The sequence below is a fragment of the Streptomyces sp. NPDC001750 genome (genome assembly GCF_042892615.1).
GTDB lineage: Bacteria > Actinomycetota > Actinomycetes > Streptomycetales > Streptomycetaceae > Streptomyces.
This window is the reverse complement of record NZ_JBIAUE010000016.1, coordinates 172464-190313: the sequence shown is the minus strand read 5'-3', so window position 1 is coordinate 190313 and position 17850 is coordinate 172464. Positions and strand designations below refer to the sequence as shown.

Annotated in this window: 15 protein-coding genes and 1 pseudogene; 6 read left to right on the top strand and 10 right to left on the bottom strand. The window is 72.4% G+C overall.

All coding sequences use genetic code 11. The features are described from left to right. Positions 1-95: 95 nt before the first annotated feature. The 5 genes from ACFYY6_RS24220 to ACFYY6_RS24200 are packed head-to-tail and all read right to left on the bottom strand — an operon-like array spanning position 96 to position 5190. Positions 96-968 carry a glycosyltransferase gene (locus ACFYY6_RS24220; RefSeq protein ID WP_351630185.1) on the bottom strand — a complete coding sequence of 291 codons (873 nt, stop codon included), beginning with the start codon at positions 966-968 and terminating at the stop codon, positions 96-98. 8 nt (positions 969-976) lie between these two features. After that, positions 977-1756 (bottom strand): CDP-alcohol phosphatidyltransferase family protein, encoded by a 780-nt coding sequence (locus ACFYY6_RS24215; RefSeq protein ID WP_073781370.1) that lies wholly within the window; start codon positions 1754-1756, stop codon positions 977-979. After that, positions 1734-2795, bottom strand: a complete 1062-nt coding sequence (locus tag ACFYY6_RS24210; protein WP_351525150.1) for an iron-containing alcohol dehydrogenase family protein — start codon at positions 2793-2795, stop codon at positions 1734-1736. The genes ACFYY6_RS24215 and ACFYY6_RS24210 overlap by 23 nt, the downstream gene beginning before the upstream one ends. Further along, positions 2783-3520: a phosphocholine cytidylyltransferase family protein gene (locus ACFYY6_RS24205; protein ID WP_351525151.1), complete on the bottom strand. Its 738-nt coding sequence runs from the start codon at positions 3518-3520 to the stop codon at positions 2783-2785. Before ACFYY6_RS24205 ends, ACFYY6_RS24210 begins: the two co-directional genes overlap by 13 nt. Next, entirely contained in the window at positions 3517-5190 is a 1674-nt protein-coding gene (locus ACFYY6_RS24200; RefSeq protein WP_351525154.1) for a DUF5941 domain-containing protein, read from the bottom strand. Before ACFYY6_RS24200 ends, ACFYY6_RS24205 begins: the two co-directional genes overlap by 4 nt. A gap of 682 nt (positions 5191-5872) precedes the next feature. Between ACFYY6_RS24200 and galE the strand changes: the two genes are divergently transcribed. The 4 genes and pseudogenes from galE (at position 5873) to idi (ending at position 9350) form a co-directional block, all read left to right on the top strand. Further along, the gene (gene galE / locus ACFYY6_RS24195; protein ID WP_351525769.1) at positions 5873-6862 is read left to right on the top strand and encodes a UDP-glucose 4-epimerase GalE; all 990 of its coding nucleotides are present in this window, start codon (positions 5873-5875) and stop codon (positions 6860-6862) included. A gap of 166 nt (positions 6863-7028) precedes the next feature. After that, complete coding sequence (locus tag ACFYY6_RS24190) at positions 7029-7970, top strand: cation diffusion facilitator family transporter (RefSeq protein ID WP_351525771.1); 942 nt, start codon at positions 7029-7031, stop codon at positions 7968-7970. Positions 7971-8100: 130 nt separating this feature from the next. Beyond that, positions 8101-8610: pseudogene (locus tag ACFYY6_RS24185) on the top strand (GNAT family N-acetyltransferase); the annotation flags it as partial. Between the two features lie 146 nt (positions 8611-8756). Further along, the gene (idi, locus tag ACFYY6_RS24180) at positions 8757-9350 is read left to right on the top strand and encodes an isopentenyl-diphosphate Delta-isomerase (protein ID WP_351525772.1); all 594 of its coding nucleotides are present in this window, start codon (positions 8757-8759) and stop codon (positions 9348-9350) included. Between the two features lie 103 nt (positions 9351-9453). Here the strand turns inward: idi and ACFYY6_RS24175 are convergent, their stop codons facing one another. Both ACFYY6_RS24175 and ACFYY6_RS24170 read right to left on the bottom strand, forming a co-directional pair. Further along, on the bottom strand, positions 9454-9909 hold the full coding sequence (locus ACFYY6_RS24175) for an ATP-binding protein (protein WP_351525773.1): 456 nt from the start codon (positions 9907-9909) through the stop codon (positions 9454-9456). Positions 9910-10040: 131 nt separating this feature from the next. Further along, complete coding sequence (locus ACFYY6_RS24170; RefSeq protein WP_351525775.1) at positions 10041-10748, bottom strand: DUF308 domain-containing protein; 708 nt, start codon at positions 10746-10748, stop codon at positions 10041-10043. Between the two features lie 84 nt (positions 10749-10832). Here ACFYY6_RS24170 and ACFYY6_RS24165 point away from each other — a divergent pair, with 84 nt between their 5' ends. Further along, positions 10833-11645, top strand: coding sequence for an enoyl-CoA hydratase/isomerase family protein (locus tag ACFYY6_RS24165; protein ID WP_389195067.1), 813 nt, complete (start codon positions 10833-10835; stop codon positions 11643-11645). A 42-nt stretch (positions 11646-11687) separates the two neighbouring features. On the opposite strand, the gene ACFYY6_RS24160 is transcribed toward ACFYY6_RS24165, so the two are convergent. Then, on the bottom strand, positions 11688-12323 hold the full coding sequence (locus ACFYY6_RS24160; protein WP_351525934.1) for a DJ-1/PfpI family protein: 636 nt from the start codon (positions 12321-12323) through the stop codon (positions 11688-11690). Between the two features lie 105 nt (positions 12324-12428). Beyond that, positions 12429-13391 (bottom strand): GlxA family transcriptional regulator, encoded by a 963-nt coding sequence (locus ACFYY6_RS24155; protein WP_389195064.1) that lies wholly within the window; start codon positions 13389-13391, stop codon positions 12429-12431. Positions 13392-13686: 295 nt separating this feature from the next. On the opposite strand from ACFYY6_RS24155, the gene ACFYY6_RS24150 reads away from it, so the two are divergent. Beyond that, on the top strand, positions 13687-16077 hold the full coding sequence (locus ACFYY6_RS24150) for a Tex family protein (protein ID WP_389195062.1): 2391 nt from the start codon (positions 13687-13689) through the stop codon (positions 16075-16077). Positions 16078-16188: 111 nt separating this feature from the next. Here the strand turns inward: ACFYY6_RS24150 and ACFYY6_RS24145 are convergent, their stop codons facing one another. Then, complete coding sequence (locus ACFYY6_RS24145) at positions 16189-17826, bottom strand: ABC-F family ATP-binding cassette domain-containing protein (RefSeq protein ID WP_351519944.1); 1638 nt, start codon at positions 17824-17826, stop codon at positions 16189-16191. Positions 17827-17850 lie beyond the last annotated feature (24 nt).

Genomic DNA, 17850 nt, shown 5'->3' with positions numbered 1-17850 from the left:
TGCGCGGCCGGTCGCGGGCGCGGCTCGGAGCGGACAGGTCCCGTGGAGACGGAGGTACAGAGGAGTCGCCCCCCATGCTCTCAGAGAGGAGACTCTCAGATCACGGGAGGTCGGCCGAGCCTGGTCAGCCGCCATACCGTGCGCCACTTCATCGGACGACGGGTGCCGCACGGAGTGGACCAGCCCTCCTTGAAGCCGCCGAACCACGCCTTCAGGGCCGGGCCGGAGGGCTTGCGCACCAGGGTCAGCAGCAGCCACACGCCGAGGTAGACGGGGACCAGGGGTGCGGGCAGATTGCGGCGCGCCAGCCAGACCCGGTTGCGGGCCACCATCCGGTGGTACACGGCGTGCCGCGAGGGGGCCGTCGTCGGGTGGTAGAGGACCATGTCCGCGCGGTAGTCGATCATCCAGCCGGCGTCCAGCGCCCGCCAGGCGAGGTCGGTCTCCTCGTGCGCGTAGAAGAACTGCCCGGGAAGCGGCCCGACCTCGGCGAAGACCTTGGTGCGCACGGCGTTGGCGCCGCCGAGGAAGGTCGTCACCCGCGAGGAGCGCATCGGGTCGGACGCGCGCAGGCGCGGCACGTGGCGCCGCTGGGTGGCGCCGGTGTCCGGGTCGGCGATGCGGAAGCTGATGATCCCCAGCCGGGGGTCGGCCTCGAACGCCCGCCGGCACAGCTCGGCGGTGTCGGTGAGCGGCAGCAGCCCGTCGTCGTCGAGGAAGAGCAGGGCGTCCACATCGGCACCGGACGGGCCGAACGCCTCGATCCCGACATTGCGTCCGCCGGGGATGCCCAGGTTCTCGGGCAGCTCCACGGTGCGTACGCCCGCGGGGACGTCGGGCACGGGGGCGCCGTTGCCGACGACCACGATCTCGATCCGGTCGCCCTCCTGCTCGGCGACCGAATCCAGGAGGGCCCGCAGTTCCGCAGGGCGGTTGCCCATCGTGATGACGACCGCGCCGAGTTTCATGGATGTGCTCACTTCAACCTGCTCGACGCGAGGATCGACACGAGATGCAGGAGGGTCTGCAGCAACGCGATGCCGGCCAGGACCGCGACCAGGAGACGGCTGACGAAGAGGTCGTCCCTGACCGCGTCGAACACCGCCGCCACCAGGACCACCAGGGACGCCTCGACGCCGAGGATCAGCCGGTGGAACTTGAGCGCGGCGGCGGCCCGACGGGCGAGCGCCATGCCGGACGAGCGCGGCTCGGAGGCGGCCTCCTTGACCGGCGGGAGTCCGCCCTGGTGGCGCGCGACGCCGACGAGGTCGGTCTCGGCCTTGATCAGGATGGCGCCGAGGGCCGCGAGGGTGCCCAGGAAGGCCCACAGCCAGTCGATCCGTCCGTGGCCCCACGGGTCCGCGGCGCGCAGACCGAATCCGACGAGGACGGCCGCGTCGCAGAGGTAGGCGCCGACCCGGTCCAGGTAGACCCCGCCCAGCGAGAACTGCTTCTTCCAGCGGGCCACCTCGCCGTCGACGCAGTCGAGCAGCAGGTAGAGCTGGACCATCAGCACGCCGAGCAGCGCCCCGGGGATGCCCGGGACGAGCAGGGCGGGCGCGGCGAGCACGCCCGCGACGGTCATCACGTAGGTCAGCTGGTTGGGCGTGACCCGGGTGTTCACCAGGTGCCGGTCCACGCGCAGGGAGATCTCGCGCATGTAGAGCCGCCCCGCCCAGTGCTCACCGCTGCGCCGGTCCTTCACGCCCGGGGGGTGCACGACCGGGCGGAGTTCAGCTATCGATGGCTTTTGCATAGTCGGCGTACGCGTCCCTGATCTGGTCGGTGGACAGGTTGAGGTGTTCGAGGATGGTGAAGCGCCCCGGACGGGTCTGCGGGGCGTACTCGACGGCCCGGACGAACTCGTCGGCGGTGAATCCGATCTCTTCGGGCCGCACGGGCAGGCTGTGGCGGCGCAGTGCGGCCACCATCTGCCGCGACTCCTCGCGCGCGCCGCGCAGGTGCATGGCGAAGCAGGCGCCGATGCCGACCTGCTCCCCGTGGCTGGCCGCACGCCGGGGGTACAGCAGGTCGAAGGCGTGGTTGATCTCGTGGCAGGCGCCCGAGGCCGGCCGGGAGTCTCCTGCCACCGACATGGAGATGCCGGTCAGCACGAGGCCCTCGGCCAGCACCTTGAGGAAACCGTCGTCGCCGATCCCGCCGGGGTGGCGCAGCACGGCCTCGCCGGCCTGCCGGGCCATGGCCGCGGCGAGGCCGTCGATCTCCTCGCCCCGCACGTCGTGGGCGAGCTCCCAGTCGGCCACGCAGGAGATGTTGGAGACCGCGTCGCCGATGCCGGAGCGCACGTAGCGGGGCGGTGCCTGGCGGACGATGTCGAGGTCGATGACGACGGCGATCGGGGTGGGGACCCCGTAGGAGCCCCGGCCGTTGTCGTTGTCCAGGGTCGCGACCGGCGAGCAGAGCCCGTCGTGGGCGAGGTTCGTGGCCACCGCGACCAGGGGCAGCCCCACGCGCGCTGCGGCGTACTTCGCCACGTCGATGATCTTGCCGCCGCCGAGGCCGACCACGGCGTCGTACCGGTTGCCCTTGATGTCGTCGGCGAGCTTGACCGCCGAGTCGATGGTGCCGTCGGTGACCGGGTACCAGTGGGCACCGGGCAGTGCGGGCGCCAGCCGCTCGCGCAGCGCGCGCCCCGACCCTTCGCTGATCGCGACGGCGAGTTTGCCGGAGGTGGAGATCCGCTGGTCGGCGAGGAGGCCGGCCAGATCGTCCAGGGCGCCGCAGCTGATGTCGACGACGACCGGGGACGGAATGAGCCGGGTCAGTACTGGCACGCGATCTCACGGCCCTTCGCGAGGTCGTCGTGGTTGTCGATCTCGACCCACGCCACTTCGCCGATGGGGGCCACGTCGACGGTGAAGCCGCGGTTGACGAGTTCCTGGTAGCCGTCCTCGTAGTAGAGGTCCGGGTCGCGCAGATACGTTGCCTTCAGGGCGTCGGCGAGGTCTGCGGCGGCCTCCGGCTCGATGAGGGTGACGCCGATGTACTCGCCGGTCGCGGTGGCCGGGTCCATCAGCTTGGTGATGGAGCGCACACCCCTGCCGTCCTCGGTGACGACCTTCATCTCCTCGTCGGCGAGGCGCTTCACGGTGTCGAGCGCCAGGATGATCCTCTGCCCGTTGCCGCGGGCGGCGAGCAGCGTCTTCTCGACGGAGACCGGGTGGACGGTGTCGCCGTTGGCCAGGATGACGCCGCGGGCGAGGACGTCGCGGGCGCACCACAGGGAGTAGGCGTTGTTCCACTCCTCGGCCTTGTCGTTGTCGATCAGGGTGAGGGCGAGGCCGTACTTCTCCTCGAACTCGGCCTTGCGCGCGTACACGGCCTCCTTGCGGTAGCCGACGACGACGGCCGCCTCGGTGAGGCCGATCTCCGCGAAGTTGGCCAGCGTGAGGTCCAGGACCGTCTTCTCGCCGTCCACCGGCACGAGGGCCTTCGGAAGCGTGTCGGTGTAGGGGCGCAGTCGCCGTCCGGCACCGGCTGCCAGTACGAGGCCGATCATGCGGGTTCTCCTTCGTCGTGAACGGCGGGTGCTCCGGAGGAGACCCAGAAGCGGATGGACTCCACGAGCACCACCAGTGCCACAGCCGCCGCGAACGCGGTGAGTGCGGCGGTGAACGCCGAATGCCGGGTGAGTACGGCGGCGAGTACGGCCACCACCAGGGTGCGGCCCTCGTGCCCGCCGATCGTGCGCACCAGCCACCGGGGCGGCGCGCCGGTGCCTCCGCGAATGCGGTAGACCGTGTCGTAGTGATGGTAGGCGACGGCCGAGACCAGCCCGAAGGCCGCGGGAAGCGCTCCGGGGACGTCGCTGCGGGCGGCGAGGATCAGGACGGTGCTGTACTCGGCCGCCCTGAATATCGGGGGCACGAGCCAGTCCAGGGTGCCCTTGAGCGGGCGTGAGACGGCCATGCCGGACAACATCGCGTACACGACGGCCGCGAGGATGGTGTGCCAGCTCCCGAAGGGCTGCGTGAGCGCCGAGGCGATCATGAGCGCTCCGGCGAGCAGGGCCGCGACGGGGGCGTTCCAGCTGCCACCGAGCCTGGGACCGAACGCCGCGACGGTCTGGGCGAGCGGGCCGGAGTCGGCGAGGTCGGCCAGGGCCCGGGCGGCCCGGTCGGTGCGCTCGGCCCTACGGGTCAGCGAGCGCAGCAGCCGGCCCGCGGTGGTGTAGCAGGCGGCGAGGGCGCAGCCGACGAGCAGGGCGTAGAAGACGATCCGGGGGGTGGTCGCCGCGGTGAGCACCGCGATCATGGCCCAGCGCTCCCCGATCGGCAGCACTATCATCCGGCGCAGCCACACCGTCCAGCCGACGCTGTCGAGCCGGTCGGAGAGGGCGGCCGTGGGGCTGGAATTGCCCACCGCGTCGTGGTTGGCCTCGTTGAACGAGAAGTCGACGACGTGCCGGCAGGTCTGGAGGACCATGGCGCCGAGCGCCAGCGCCCAGACGTCGTCCCCGCCCCGGGCGGCTCCGAGGGCGAGCCCCGCGTAGTACGCGTACTCCTTGGCCCGGTCGAAGGTGGCGTCCAGCCAGGCGCCCAGCGTCGAGTACTGGAGCGAGTAGCGGGCGAGCTGCCCGTCGGTGCAGTCCAGGACGAAGGAGAGGAGCAGCAGCGCCCCGGCCGCGACGAAGCCCGCGCGGGTGCCGGTGGCCGCGCTGCCGGCCGCGATCAGGGCGGTCAGCAGGGACGCCGTGGTGACCTGGTTGGGGGTGAGCCCGCGCCGCGCGCACCAGCGGGCGATGTAGCGGGAGTAGGGGCTGATGAAGAACGTGGTGAAGAAGCCGTCGCGGGACTTCACTGCGCTGCGCAGCCGCACCGCCTCGTCGTCGACGGCCGCGACGGCGCTCTCCGCCTCGGCACGCGCGGACGCGTCGGAGGGTACGGCGGCGACCAGCGAGCCCAGCTCGGGGCGCTGCACGGGCGTGCCCTCGGCGTCCAGGAGGCCGGCGACACGGCCCGGCAGGGTGTGGTCGGTGACCGTCGTCACGGTCGCGCCGGGGGCCGCGGCGCCGCCGGACGCCGCGGCGGTCCCCAGGGCCCGGACGAGCGCGGGGCGGGCCTCCGGCTGCGCGGTGAGCGCTCCGGGGACCGCGGCCGCGGGGAAGCGCGGGTCGGTCAGTCCGAGCCGGAGGGCGTGGACGTGGCCGATGAGGCGCGGGTCGACCAGAGCGACGCGGCGGTCGGCGGGAACGGCCGCGAGGAGCCGTGCGGCCTCGGTCGCGTCGGCGGCGGCCTGTACGTCGAAGCCCAGTGACCGCAGATCGTCCGCGAGCGAGGATCCGGGTATCGGAGCACCGGTGAGGATGGCGGTCGACAGACGAACTCACTCCTTGGTGCTGACGGGGTCGGCGCGCTGCAACGCGGCCCGGAAGCGGGCCGACGGCACGTCGGCAGAGGCTATCGGATGAACGGAAGCGGGAGTTCACCGCCCGTTCGTGCTCCGTTGGGGGCGGACCGGCATCGTCCGGCACTGCCCGCGATCATCATCGTCGATCCCCGCCTCGACTGACAAAACGCGGTGGCACGGATCCGGGCCTTCCCGCCCGGATCGGGCGGGAAGGCTCCCACCGGCGACGAAGCAGCCCGGCCGCGACGCCTCGGGCCTCGTCCGTCGCGGTGTGCGCGGGATCGCCCGGCCGCTCCGGGGACGACGGTGCCGCCGCCGGGGCACACCCTAGTGCTGCGACCGGAGAGGTTCACCGGCTCGCGATGCCCGGCACGGCACCTCGCCGCGTTGTCGCATCACCCGAGTACGTCCCGTACGAGGGCGTTCCGACAACGCGGCGAGGTGCCGTAGCTGTCGTCGTGCGCCCGCCAGGGACTACGGGACGGCCCTTAGGCTGGTCCGTATGACTTGGCTGATCACAGGCGGGGCGGGGTACATCGGCGCACATGTGGTGCGGTCCATGGCGGGAGCCGGTGAGCGGGTCGTCGTCCTCGACGACCTGTCGACCGGCGTCGCCCGACGGCTCCCGGCCGCCGTGCCGCTGGTCGAGGGCTCGGTGGCCGACCGTGCGCTGCTCGACGAGGTGCTGGAGCGGCACGCGGTGACGGGTGTGGTGCATCTCGCGGGGAAGAAGCAGGTCGGGGAGTCCGTCGAGCGGCCGCTGCTGTACTACCGGGAGAACCTGGCCGGGCTGACCACGCTGCTGGAGGCGGCCGTCGCCGCCGGGGTGCGGAGCTTCCTGTTCTCCTCCTCCGCCTCCGTCTACGGCGTGCCGGATGTGGAACTGATCACCGAGGAGACGCCCTGCGTCCCGATCAGCCCGTACGGCGAGACGAAGCTCGCCGGGGAGTGGCTGGTCCGCGCGACCGGGCGGGCGCACGGGCTGTCCACCGCCTGTCTGCGCTACTTCAACGTGGCCGGGGCGGCGACACCGGAACTGGCGGACACGGGCGCCTTCAACGTGATCCCGATGTTCTTCGAACGGCTGACCCGGGGCGAGGCCCCCCGGATCTTCGGTGACGACTACGCCACCCCCGACGGCACCGGAGTCCGCGACTACATCCACGTCGCCGACCTCGCCGAGGCGCATCTGGCCGTCGCCCGGAGCCTGGCCGCACGGGCCGAGGGCGACGCCGGTGACCTGACCGTGAACATCGGCCGCGGCGAGGGGGTGTCGGTGCGGGAGATCGCCGATCTCGTGAGCGAGGTCACCGGGCGGCGCACACCGGCCGTGGTCGAGGCGCGCCGCCCCGGCGACGGCGCGAAGGCCGTCGCGTCCGCCGCCCGGATGTCCGGGGACCTCGGGTGGACGGCCCGGCACGACGTGCGCGAAATGATCGAATCCGCCTGGGCCGGCTGGTGCCTCCAGCATCCCGAGGCGCGCGCGAACTGACCTTCCGTTGATCACTCCACCGCCCTGACCTGCAAGCATTTTCGCAGGTCAGGGCACATGACAACGGTGTTCAGTGCCGTGTTGCCCGATACCCCCCACCCGTAGTTCACTGACAGTGCTCGGGCCCGACCGCGCCCGAGTCCGCGAGACGATCGGGAGGCGCCCCATGGGGGCAGGGCACGATCACGGACACACTCACGGCGGGCCGCCGCCCACCGGCACGGCCGCCGCCGCGTACAGGGGGAGGCTGCGGATCGCGCTGGGCATCACGCTCACGGTGATGACCGTGGAGATCGTCGGGGGGCTGCTCGCCGACTCGCTCGCCCTGATCGCCGACGCGGCCCATATGGCGACCGACGCCCTGGGACTGGGCATGGCCCTGCTGGCGATCCACTTCGCCAACCGGCCCGCCGGGCTCAACCGCACCTTCGGCTTCGCCCGCGCCGAGATCCTGGCGGCCCTGGCCAACTGTCTGCTGCTGCTCGGGGTGGGCGGTTTCCTGCTCTTCGAGGCGATCCAGCGCTTCGTCACCCCCGCCGAGACCAGGGGCGGGCTGACGATCGTCTTCGCGCTGATCGGCATGGCCGCCAACATCGTCTCCCTGTCGCTGCTGCTGCGCGGGCAGAAGGAGAGCCTCAACGTGCGCGGCGCGTATCTGGAGGTGCTTGCGGACACGCTCGGCTCGGTCGCCGTGCTGGTCTCGGCGGGTGTCATCCTGGCCACCGGCTGGCAGGCGGCCGACCCGATCGCCTCGCTGGTGATCGGCCTGATGATCGTCCCGCGTACCGTGAAACTGCTCCGGGAGACGCTCAACGTGCTGCTGGAGGCGGCTCCGAAGGGCGTGGACATGGGTGAGGTACGGGCCCATATCACGGCGCTGCCCGGCGTCCTGGACGTCCACGACCTGCACGCCTGGACGATCACCTCGGGGATGCCGGTGCTCTCGGCCCATGTGGTGGTGAGCCAGGACGTGCTGGACTCGGTCGGCCACGAGAAGCTCCTCCACGAGCTCCAGGGATGCCTCGGTGACCACTTCGACGTCGAGCACTGCACGTTCCAGCTGGAACCGAGCGGCCACGCCGAACACGAGGCGGGACTGTGTCACTGAGGAACGGCCGGCCGCCAGCCGGCCGGAGCCGTCGACCGCAAAGGAGCAGGAGATGAACGACCACGATCACGCCGCCCGTCCCGAGCCGCACTCCCCCGCCTCCGGCGCGGCGGGGCGCGACGGGCGAGGCGTCCCCCGCTGGACGACCCGGCCGGAGGCCCCGGCGGACGCCGGGGCCGTGCGCGCGGTCGTCACCGCCGCCTTCCCGACGCCGGCCGAGGCGGGGATCGTCGACGCGCTGCGCGCCGATCCGTCGGCCTGGCTGCCCGGTCTCGGACATGTCGCCCTCGGCGGGGACGGTGCCGTCGCGGCGTACGCGCTGCTGACCCGGTGCCGGGTCGGAAACGCCCCGGCCCTCGCCCTGGCACCGGTGGCGACCGCCCCGGAGCAGCAGCGGCGGGGCGCCGGGCAGGCCGCGGTGTGCGCCGCGCTCGACGCCGCCCGGTTGCGGGCCGAGTCCGTCGTCCTGGTGCTCGGCCACCCCGCCTACTACCCGCGCTTCGGCTTCGTACCGGCGTCCCGGTACGGAATCCGGCCGGCCTTCGACGTCCCGGACGAGGCGATGATGGCCCTGGTCCTCGACCCGTCCGCGCCGGTGCCGCGGGGAACGATCCACTACCCGGCCGCGTTCGGCGTCTGAGGGCCTTCCGGTACCGCCCGCGGCCGGGGCGGCACCAGGTCCGGACATGTCGGACCCGACGTGCGGACAAGCGGCTTTTGTGCGGCAGACTTGAGCGGACTCGACGGGACCGGCGCACCGGGCCGGGACCATAGCGAAGGATGGGTATGCCGACCACACCAGCCACCGCGGCGCACAGCTCGTCGAACGGCACAGCAGAAGCGATCATGCTCGAACTGGTCGACGAGAACGGCACCACCATCGGTACGGCGGAGAAGCTCTCCGCCCACCAGCCGCCGGGTCAGCTGCACCGGGCCTTCTCGGTGTTCCTCTTCGACGAGCGGGGCCGGCTGCTGCTCCAGCGGCGCGCGCTCGGCAAGTACCACTCCCCCGGCGTCTGGTCGAACACCTGCTGCGGTCACCCGTACCCCGGTGAGGCGCCCTTCGCCGCTGCCGCCCGGCGCACGCACGAGGAGCTCGGCGTCTCGCCCTCGCTGCTGGCCGAGGCCGGCACGGTCCGCTACAACCACCCCGACCCGGCTTCCGGACTGGTGGAGCAGGAGTTCAACCATCTCTTCGTCGGCATGGTGCAGGACCGGCTGCGGCCGGACCCGGAGGAGGTCGGCGAGACCGCGTTCGTCACGGCCGAGGAGCTGGCCGAACGGCATGCCGAGGCACCGTTCTCGGCGTGGTTCATGACGGTGCTGGACGCCGCCCGCCCGGCCATCAGGGAACTGACCGGGCCGTCCGCCGGCTGGTAGCGGACGGGGCACCCGGTGTTCGCGCGAGCCGTGTCACCGGGTGCCCACGCCGGTCGGCCCGGACGGCCGCGGGACCGCCCGCCCGGTGCCGGCGCAGGCCGGTTCAGAATCCCGCGCTCAGCGGCAGCGCGGCCCAGATGATCTTCCCGCCGCCCGCGGTGTGCTCCACGTCGCAGGCGCCGCCCGCCTCCCGGGTGATCTCCCGGACCAGGAGCAGCCCGCGCCCGCCGGTCTGTCCGTGGTCCGTCTCCAGAGCCGTGGGCCGGTAGGGGTGGTTGTCCTCCACGGACACCCTGACCCAGCCCGCGCCGACGGCCACCTCGACGGCCAGCTCCGGCGAGAGCAGCGCGGCGTGCTTCACCGCGTTGGTGACCAGCTCGGAGACGATGAGCAGCAGCCCTTCGGTGATGTCGGTGCCGATCGGCACGCCCTGGCGGTCCAGCAGGTCGCGTACGGCGCGCCTGGCCCGGGGGACGGAGACGTCCACGGTCGGGGCGGTGAACCGCCAGACTCCTTCGTACGACATGGGCCGAGCGGGGACACTCCCGCGGCTCTCCATAGTCCGGTACCGCCCTCGACTCGTCGGTGACTGCACGTCGAGTACAGAGTGCGCGGCGTGGCCGCCGCACCGGACCAGTGAATAGAAGTCGACCCCTATCGACGAATTTTGATCGAAACTGCACGAACTGATCAGTTCTTTGACTGACCCTCATTCTCTCCGGTGGACGTGTCGGGCTGTTGCCCCGGCTTCGGGCCATCGGGCTCCGTGTACCGGTGCAGCTGCCGGTCCCGGTCCGGGTCCGGGTGACGACGCCCGGGGTCCACTCCCTGGTCCGAGGCGTCCGAGACGAGGGAGACGATGCGTCGGCCGCCGACCCCGATCGCGATCAGGCCGAGGCCGTCGAAGAGCAGTGCCAGGGAGAAGAAGAGACCGAGGACGTAGAGGCTGCTGTGCGGCCAGTCGAAGAGGACCAGCAGCCCGAGGAGCAGCCCGAAGGCCCCTTGGAGCAGCGTCCAGCCGAACTGCGGGCCGCGCACGACGACGCTGCCGACCAGCCGGAACACCCCGCCGGTCAGGAAGAGCAGCGCGGCGAACATGGTCAGCGCCTCGGCCGTGCCGTGCGGATGCCGGATGACGACGACCCCTGCGGCGATGTTCAGCGCGGCCACCACGACCGCCAGCCAGAAGTAGTTGCTGCCCCGGGACTCGATGGCGTGGAGCAGACCGACGAGCCCGCCGACCAGCAGCAGCCAGCCGAAGAGCAGCATCGAGGTCAGCGTCGCGACCCCGGTGTAGACGAGGCCGACCAGACCGGCCACGACGAGAAGAATGCCCAGCAGGGCCAGCCGGCCGAAACTCCGGCTCAGCCTTCTGCCCTCGACTGCGGGATCGGCCACGGAAAGCTCCTCACGGTGCGTACGTGCACGGCCACCCACCCCTTTTTGATCATAGGTTCGAACCGTGCGGATAGCATCCGGCGCATGGACCGTACGGAACCCCGGCTGACGCACACCGTCGCGGACGGTGTCGCCACCGTCGTCATCGACAACCCGGCCAAACGCAACGCGATGACGGTCTCGATGTGGATCGCCCTGCCCCCGCTGCTGGCCCGGCTGGCGGCCGATCCCTCGGTACGGGCCCTGGTGCTGACGGGCGCCGGGGACACCTTCTGCGCCGGGGCGGACATCGCCTCGCTCAGGGCTGTGCCGCCCCGGGAGCCCTCCTCGCCCGGGGACCCTTCCTCCTCCGGCGGTACGCCGTCGGATCCGCAGCCGCTCACCGTGGTGGCCGAGGAGGCGCTGGCCGCGTTTCCCCGGCCGACACTGGCGGCGATCCGCGGCTACTGCGTGGGCGGCGGCAGTCAGCTCGCGGCCGCCTGCGATCTGCGGTTCGCCGAGGAGGGCGCCGAGTTCGGGGTCACCCCGGCCAGGCTCGGGATCGTCTACCCCGCGTCGTCGACCCGGCGGCTGGTGGCACTGACCGGACCCGCCACGGCGAAGCACCTGCTCTTCTCCGACGAACTGATCGACACCGCGCGGGCCCTGCGGTGCGGGCTGGTGGACGAGGTGCTCCCGGCCGGTGGGCTGGACGCGCGGGTCGGCACGTACACGCGGACGCTGGCGGCGCGCTCGTGGATCACGCAGGCGGCGGCGAAGGAGTTCGCCGACGGGCGCCGGGACCGGGACGCGTACTGGGCGGAGCGGGTACGGCGCAGCGGCGACACCGCCGAGGGTGTCGCCGCGTTCCTGGAACGGCGCGCGCCGCGCTTCGGGCCGCCCGAGAAAACCACCTGACCCACCGGATCCCGGGCGGGCCGATCCGCCGCCGAGAAGGGTCTACCGGAGGACGGCGTCGCGCTGGGCACGGCACCATTCGACCACTGCCGCCGGGGCCTTCGTCGGCGAGCCCGCGTCGTACGGCGGCTGGGGGTCGTACTCGAGCAGCAGCTGTACGGACATGGCGGGCTCGTCGCCCGAGATCCGGCCGAGCAGGGCGAGCCCCATGTCGATGCCGGAGGAGACACCCGCCGCCGTGACGTACTTGCCGTCGAAGACCACGCGTTCGCCGGTCGGTTCGGCGCCGAACTCCTTCAGGGTGTCCAGCGTGAGCCAGTGCGAGGTGGCGCGGCGGCCGTTCAACAGTCCGGCCGCCGCCAGCAGCAGCGATCCGGTGCAGACGGAGGTCGTCCAGGAGCTGGCGGCGTCGGCCGCGCGCAGCCAGCCCAGCAGCGCCTCGTTGTCCATCTGATCCATCTGGCCGGGACCGCCGGGGACGACCACCACGTCCGGCGAGGGCACCTCGGCGAACGTCCGGTCGGCGACGAGTGCGAGGCTGCCGCTGTCGTTGCGCACGGGGCCGGTCCGTTCGGCGACGAACACGGTCTCGGCGCCGGGGAGATGCTGGAGCATCTCGTAGGGGCCCACGGCGTCGAGCGAGGTGAAGCGGTCGAAGAGGACGATGGCGATCTGCATGGGTGCTCCTTGTCGTTGATCGGTCGTGCGGGTGGGCGGCGATGACGGGGAATCAGCCGTCGCGCTGCGGGGACAGAGGGGCGGCCGTGGGTACGGGGCGGTGGGTCAGTCCGTGTCGGACCCGGGCCGGAAGCGTCGGCGGTACTCGGCGGGTGCCGTGCCGAGCGCCTTGACGAAGGCGCGGCGCATGGCCTCCGGGGTGCCGTATCCGCAGGCGTGCGCGATGCCCGCGACGCCGTCGCTGGTGTCCTCCAGCAGTCGGCGGGCGTGTTCGAGACGTACCCGGTCGACGTATCGGCCCGGTGTGAGGCCCGTCTCGGAGCGGAAGGCGCGGGCGAAGTGACGGGGCGAGAGGCGGGCGCGGGCGGCCAGGGCCTCGACGGTGAGGTCGGCGGACGGGTGTTCGGTGATCCAGTGCTGGACCTCGCGCAGCGGCTCGCGCCGGGCGGTCTGGGCGGTGAGCTGCGCGCTGAACTGGGCCTGGTTGCCGGGTCTGCGCAGGAAGACCACGAGATGGCGGGCGACCGAGAGGGCGACCTCCCGGCCGTGGTCCTCCTCGACGAGCGCGAGGGCGAGGTCGATGCCCGCGGTGACCCCGGCGGAGGTGGCCAGCCTGCCGTCCCGGACGAAGATCGGGTCCGGGTCGACCTCCACGGCCGGGTGGGTGCGCGCCAGGTGCTCGCAGACGGTCCAGTGGGTGGTGACCCGGTGTCCGTCGAGCTGTCCGGCCTCGGCCAGCAGCAGCGCTCCGGTGCAGACGGAGACGAGGCGTTCGGCGCGCGGGGCGTGCTCCCGAAGCCAGCCGACGAGAGCCGGGGCGGGGACGCGGGTGCCCTCGCCCCCGGGGACGAGCAGGGTGTGCGGCGGCTCCGCGTCGGCGAGGGCGGTGTCCGGGACGAGGACGAGGCCGCTGCTCGTACGGACCGGGGAGCCGTCGACGGACGCGGTGCGCAGGTCGTACGTGGCCCCGAGGAAGCGGGAGGCCCCGGCGAAGACCTCCACCGGGCCGGTCACGTCGAGGCTCTGGACGCCGTCGAAGAGGACGACGAGCACGGATCGCTGCGTCATGTCCACCATCCTTCGCGGCCGCTCCGATGGCCGCAATGACGTATCCCCCACCTTTCCTGCCATGGCCCGGACGTTCCCGGTTCCCCCGGTCCTCCTCGGCCGTACGGTTCTCCCGCCTTCCCGGTCTACCCGCTCTCATCGGCAGGCGCCGGACACCACCGGTCGACGCGCGTCGGGGGTGGCCGGGCGACACGGCACCCGGCCACCCGGCACAATGCAGACGAAGGGGCCCGGCCCCGTGAGCACAGTCCGTGCGACCAGTACAGCCCGTACGAGAAGGCGAGTCGGTAGAACCGTGACGACGTCCATCGAAGGCAGGATCGCCGAGAAGCTCGGCGTACGCGAGCGGCAGGTGAAGGCGGCCGTCGAGCTGCTCGACGGCGGATCGACCGTGCCGTTCATCGCGCGCTACCGCAAGGAAGCGACCGAGATGCTCGACGACGCGCAGCTGCGCACCCTTGAGGAGCGGCTGCGGTACCTGCGGGAGCTGGAGGACCGCCGGACGGCGATCCTCGACTCGGTGCGCGAGCAGGGCAAGCTGGACGAGGAGCTGGAGGCCCGGATCAGGGCCGCCGACACCAAGGCGCGCCTCGAGGACATCTACCTGCCGTTCAAGCCCAAGCGGCGCACCAAGGCGCAGATCGCCCGCGAGGCGGGACTCGAACCACTCGCCGACGGGCTGCTCGGTGACCCGTCGGTGCAGCCGCTCGCCGCTGCCGCCGCCTTCGTCGACGCGGACAAGGGCGTCGCGGACCCGGCCGCCGCGCTGGAGGGCGCCCGCGCCATTCTCACCGAGCGGTTCTCGGAGGACGCCGACCTGATCGGCGAGCTGCGCGAGCGGATGTGGACGCGTGGCCGGCTGGCGGCGAAGGTACGCGAGGGCAAGGAGGAGGCGGGCGCGAAGTTCGCCGACTACTTCGACTTCGCCGAGCCGTTCACCGAACTGCCCTCGCACCGGGTGCTCGCGATGCTGCGGGGCGAGAAGGAGGACATGCTCGATCTGGTCATGGAGCCGGAGGAGCCCTCGGACACGCCCGGACCGTCGTCGTACGAGGGCGTCGTCGCCCGGCGCTTCGGAGTGAGCGACCAGGGCCGCCCGGGCGACAAGTGGCTGGGCGAGACCGTGCGCTGGGCCTGGCGGACCAGGATCCTGGTGCACCTCGGCATCGACCTGCGGCTGCGGCTGCGCACGGCGGCGGAGGACGAGGCGGTGCGGGTCTTCGCGTCGAACCTGCGCGACCTGCTGCTCGCCGCACCGGCCGGGACGCGCGCCACGCTGGGGCTCGACCCCGGTTTCCGTACGGGCGTGAAGGTCGCGGTCGTCGACGCGACCGGCAAGGTCGTCGCCACGGACGTCATCCACCCGCACGTCCCCGCGAACAGGTGGGACCAGGCGCTGGCACGGCTGGAGCAGCTGGCGCGGGCGCACGACGTCGAGCTGATCGCGATCGGCAACGGCACGGCCTCCCGCGAGACCGACAAGCTCGCCGGTGAACTGATCGAGAAGCACCCGGAGTTGAAGCTCACGAAGGTGATGGTGTCCGAGGCGGGCGCGTCGGTGTACTCGGCCTCGGCCTTCGCCTCGCAGGAACTCCCCGACATGGACGTGTCGTTGCGCGGCGCGGTGTCGATCGCGCGGCGCCTCCAGGACCCGCTCGCGGAGCTGGTGAAGATCGACCCGAAGTCGATCGGGGTCGGCCAGTACCAGCACGACCTGTCCGAGGTGAAGCTGTCGCGGTCGCTGGACGCGGTCGTCGAGGACTGTGTGAACGGTGTCGGTGTGGACGTCAACACCGCCTCGGCGCCGCTGCTTTCGCGGGTCTCGGGGATCGGCGCGGGGCTTGCGGAGAACATCGTCGCGCACCGTGACGCGAACGGGCCCTTCCGGTCGCGCAGGGCGCTCAAGGACGTGGCGCGGCTGGGCCCGAAGGCGTACGAGCAGTGCGCGGGCTTCCTGCGCATCCGGGGCGACGACCCGCTGGACGCGTCGAGCGTGCACCCGGAGGCGTACCCGGTGGTGCGGGCGATGGCGAAGCGGACGGGCGGTGAAGTGGCCTCGCTGATCGGCAACACGGGGATGCTGCGGTCGTTGCGTGCCGACGACTTCGTGGACGAGAAGTTCGGTCTGCCGACGGTCACCGACATCCTGAAGGAGCTGGAGAAGCCGGGGCGCGACCCGCGGCCCGCGTTCAGGACGGCCACCTTCAAGGAGGGCGTCGAGAAGATCGGCGACCTGGCGTCCGGCATGGTGCTGGAGGGTGTCGTCACCAATGTCGCGGCGTTCGGCGCGTTCGTGGACATCGGGGTGCACCAGGACGGTCTGGTGCACGTGTCGGCGATGTCGCGGACGTTCGTGAAGGACCCGCGGGACGTCGTGAAGCCGGGCGACATCGTCAAGGTCAAGGTCATGGACGTCGACATTCCGCGGAAGCGGATCTCGTTGACGCTGCGGCTCGACGACGAGGCGGGGGCGTCCGGTCAGGGCGGCGGGTCCCGGCGGGAGCGCGGCGAGCGGGGCGGCCAGGGTGCCCGGCCGCCGCGCCCGCGTCAGGGCGGTCAGGACCGCGACCGGCGCGGTGGCGGCTCCGCCCGCCCGGCGCCGGCGCCGGTGAACAGCGCGATGGCGGACGCCCTGCGGCGGGCCGGGCTGACCGGTCCGGACCGGGACGGCGGCCGCAAGCGCTGATGCCCCGGGCAGGGGCGGGGCGCGCGGTCCTGCGCGCTCCCGCCCCCGCCCCGGCCCGCCGCCCGGGCCCGCCGGAGTGGGGTCGGGAACGGCGGCCCCGGGGCCGGACGGTCAGAGTTCCTTCACCCTGCCGTCCACCACCTCGATGCGCCGTGTCGTCCGCACCGCCTCCAGCATCCGCCGGTCGTGCGTGACGAGGAGCAGCGTGCCCGGGTAGGAGTCCAGCGCCGATTCCAGCTGTTCGATGGCAGGCAGGTCGAGGTGGTTCGTCGGCTCGTCGAGTACGAGGAGGTTGACGCCCCGGCCCTGGAGGAGGGCGAGCGCGGCCCTGGTGCGCTCCCCCGGCGAGAGGGTCGTCGCGGGGCGCAGCACATGGTCCGCGCGCAGACCGAACTTGGCGAGCAGCGTGCGGACCTCGGCCGGTTCGCTGTCGGGTACGGCGGCGCAGAACGCGTCCAGCAACGACTCCGTGCCGTGGAACAGCTTGCGCGCCTGGTCGACCTCGCCGACCACCACGCCCGAGCCGAGCGTCGCGTGCCCGGAGTCCAGCGGGAGGCGTCCGAGGAGGGCGGCGAGGAGGGTGGACTTGCCCGCCCCGTTGGCACCGGTGATCGCGACCCGGTCCGCCCAGTCGATCTGGAGGGACACCGGGCCGAGGACGAAGTCGCCCCGTGCCACGCGTGCTTCGCGCAGGGTCGCGACGACCGAGCCGGACCGGGGCGCGGCTGCGATCTCCATCCGCAGTTCCCATTCCTTGCGCGGCTCCTCGACGACGTCGAGCCGTTCGATCATGCGCTGGGTCTGCCGGGCCTTCGCCGCCTGCTTCTCGCTCGCCTCGCTGCGGAACTTGCGGCCGATCTTGTCGTTGTCGCCGGCCTTGCGCCGGGCGTTCTTCACGCCCTTGTCCATCCAGGTGCGCTGTGTGTGGGCGCGGTCCTCCAGGGCGGCGCGCTTGTCGGCGTACTCCTCGTACTCCTCACGGGCGTGCCTGCGGGCCCGTTCGCGCTCCTCCAGGTAGGCCGCGTATCCGCCGCCGTACAGGTTGATCGCCTGCTGGGCGAGGTCGAGTTCGAGGACCTTGGTGACCGTGCGCGTCAGGAACTCGCGGTCGTGGCTGATGACGACCGTGCCCGCGCGCAGACCGGAGACGTAGCGTTCGAGCCGTTGCAGGCCGTCGAGGTCGAGGTCGTTGGTGGGTTCGTCGAGCAGGAAGACGTCGTAGCGGGAGAGCAGCAGGGATGCCAGGCCGGCGCGGGCCGCCTGGCCGCCGGAGAGCGCGGCCATCGGCAGGTCGAGGCCGACGGCGAGACCCAGGTCCGCGGCGACCTCCTCGGCGCGCTCGTCGAGGTCGGCGCCGCCGAGCGCCAGCCAGCGTTCGAGCGTCTCGGCGTACGCGTCGTCGGCGCCGGGCGCCCCGTCGACGAGGCCCTGTGTCGCCTCGTCCATCGCCCGCTGGGCGTCGGCGACGCCGGTGCGGCGGGCCAGGAACTCCCGCACGGTCTCGCCCGGACGCCGCTCCGGCTCCTGCGGGAGGTGGCCGACGGTGGCGGTGGGCGGCGAGAGCCGCAGCTCCCCCCGCTCCGGCCGGTCGAGCCCGGCGAGCAGCCGGAGCAGGGTCGATTTGCCGGCGCCGTTGACTCCGACGAGACCGATCACGTCGCCGGGCGCGACGACGAGGTCGAGCCCGGCGAAGAGGGTGCGGTCGCCGTGCGCGGCGGTGAGGTCCTTGGCGACGAGTGTGGCAGTCATCAGGATGACGATCCTAAAGGGCTG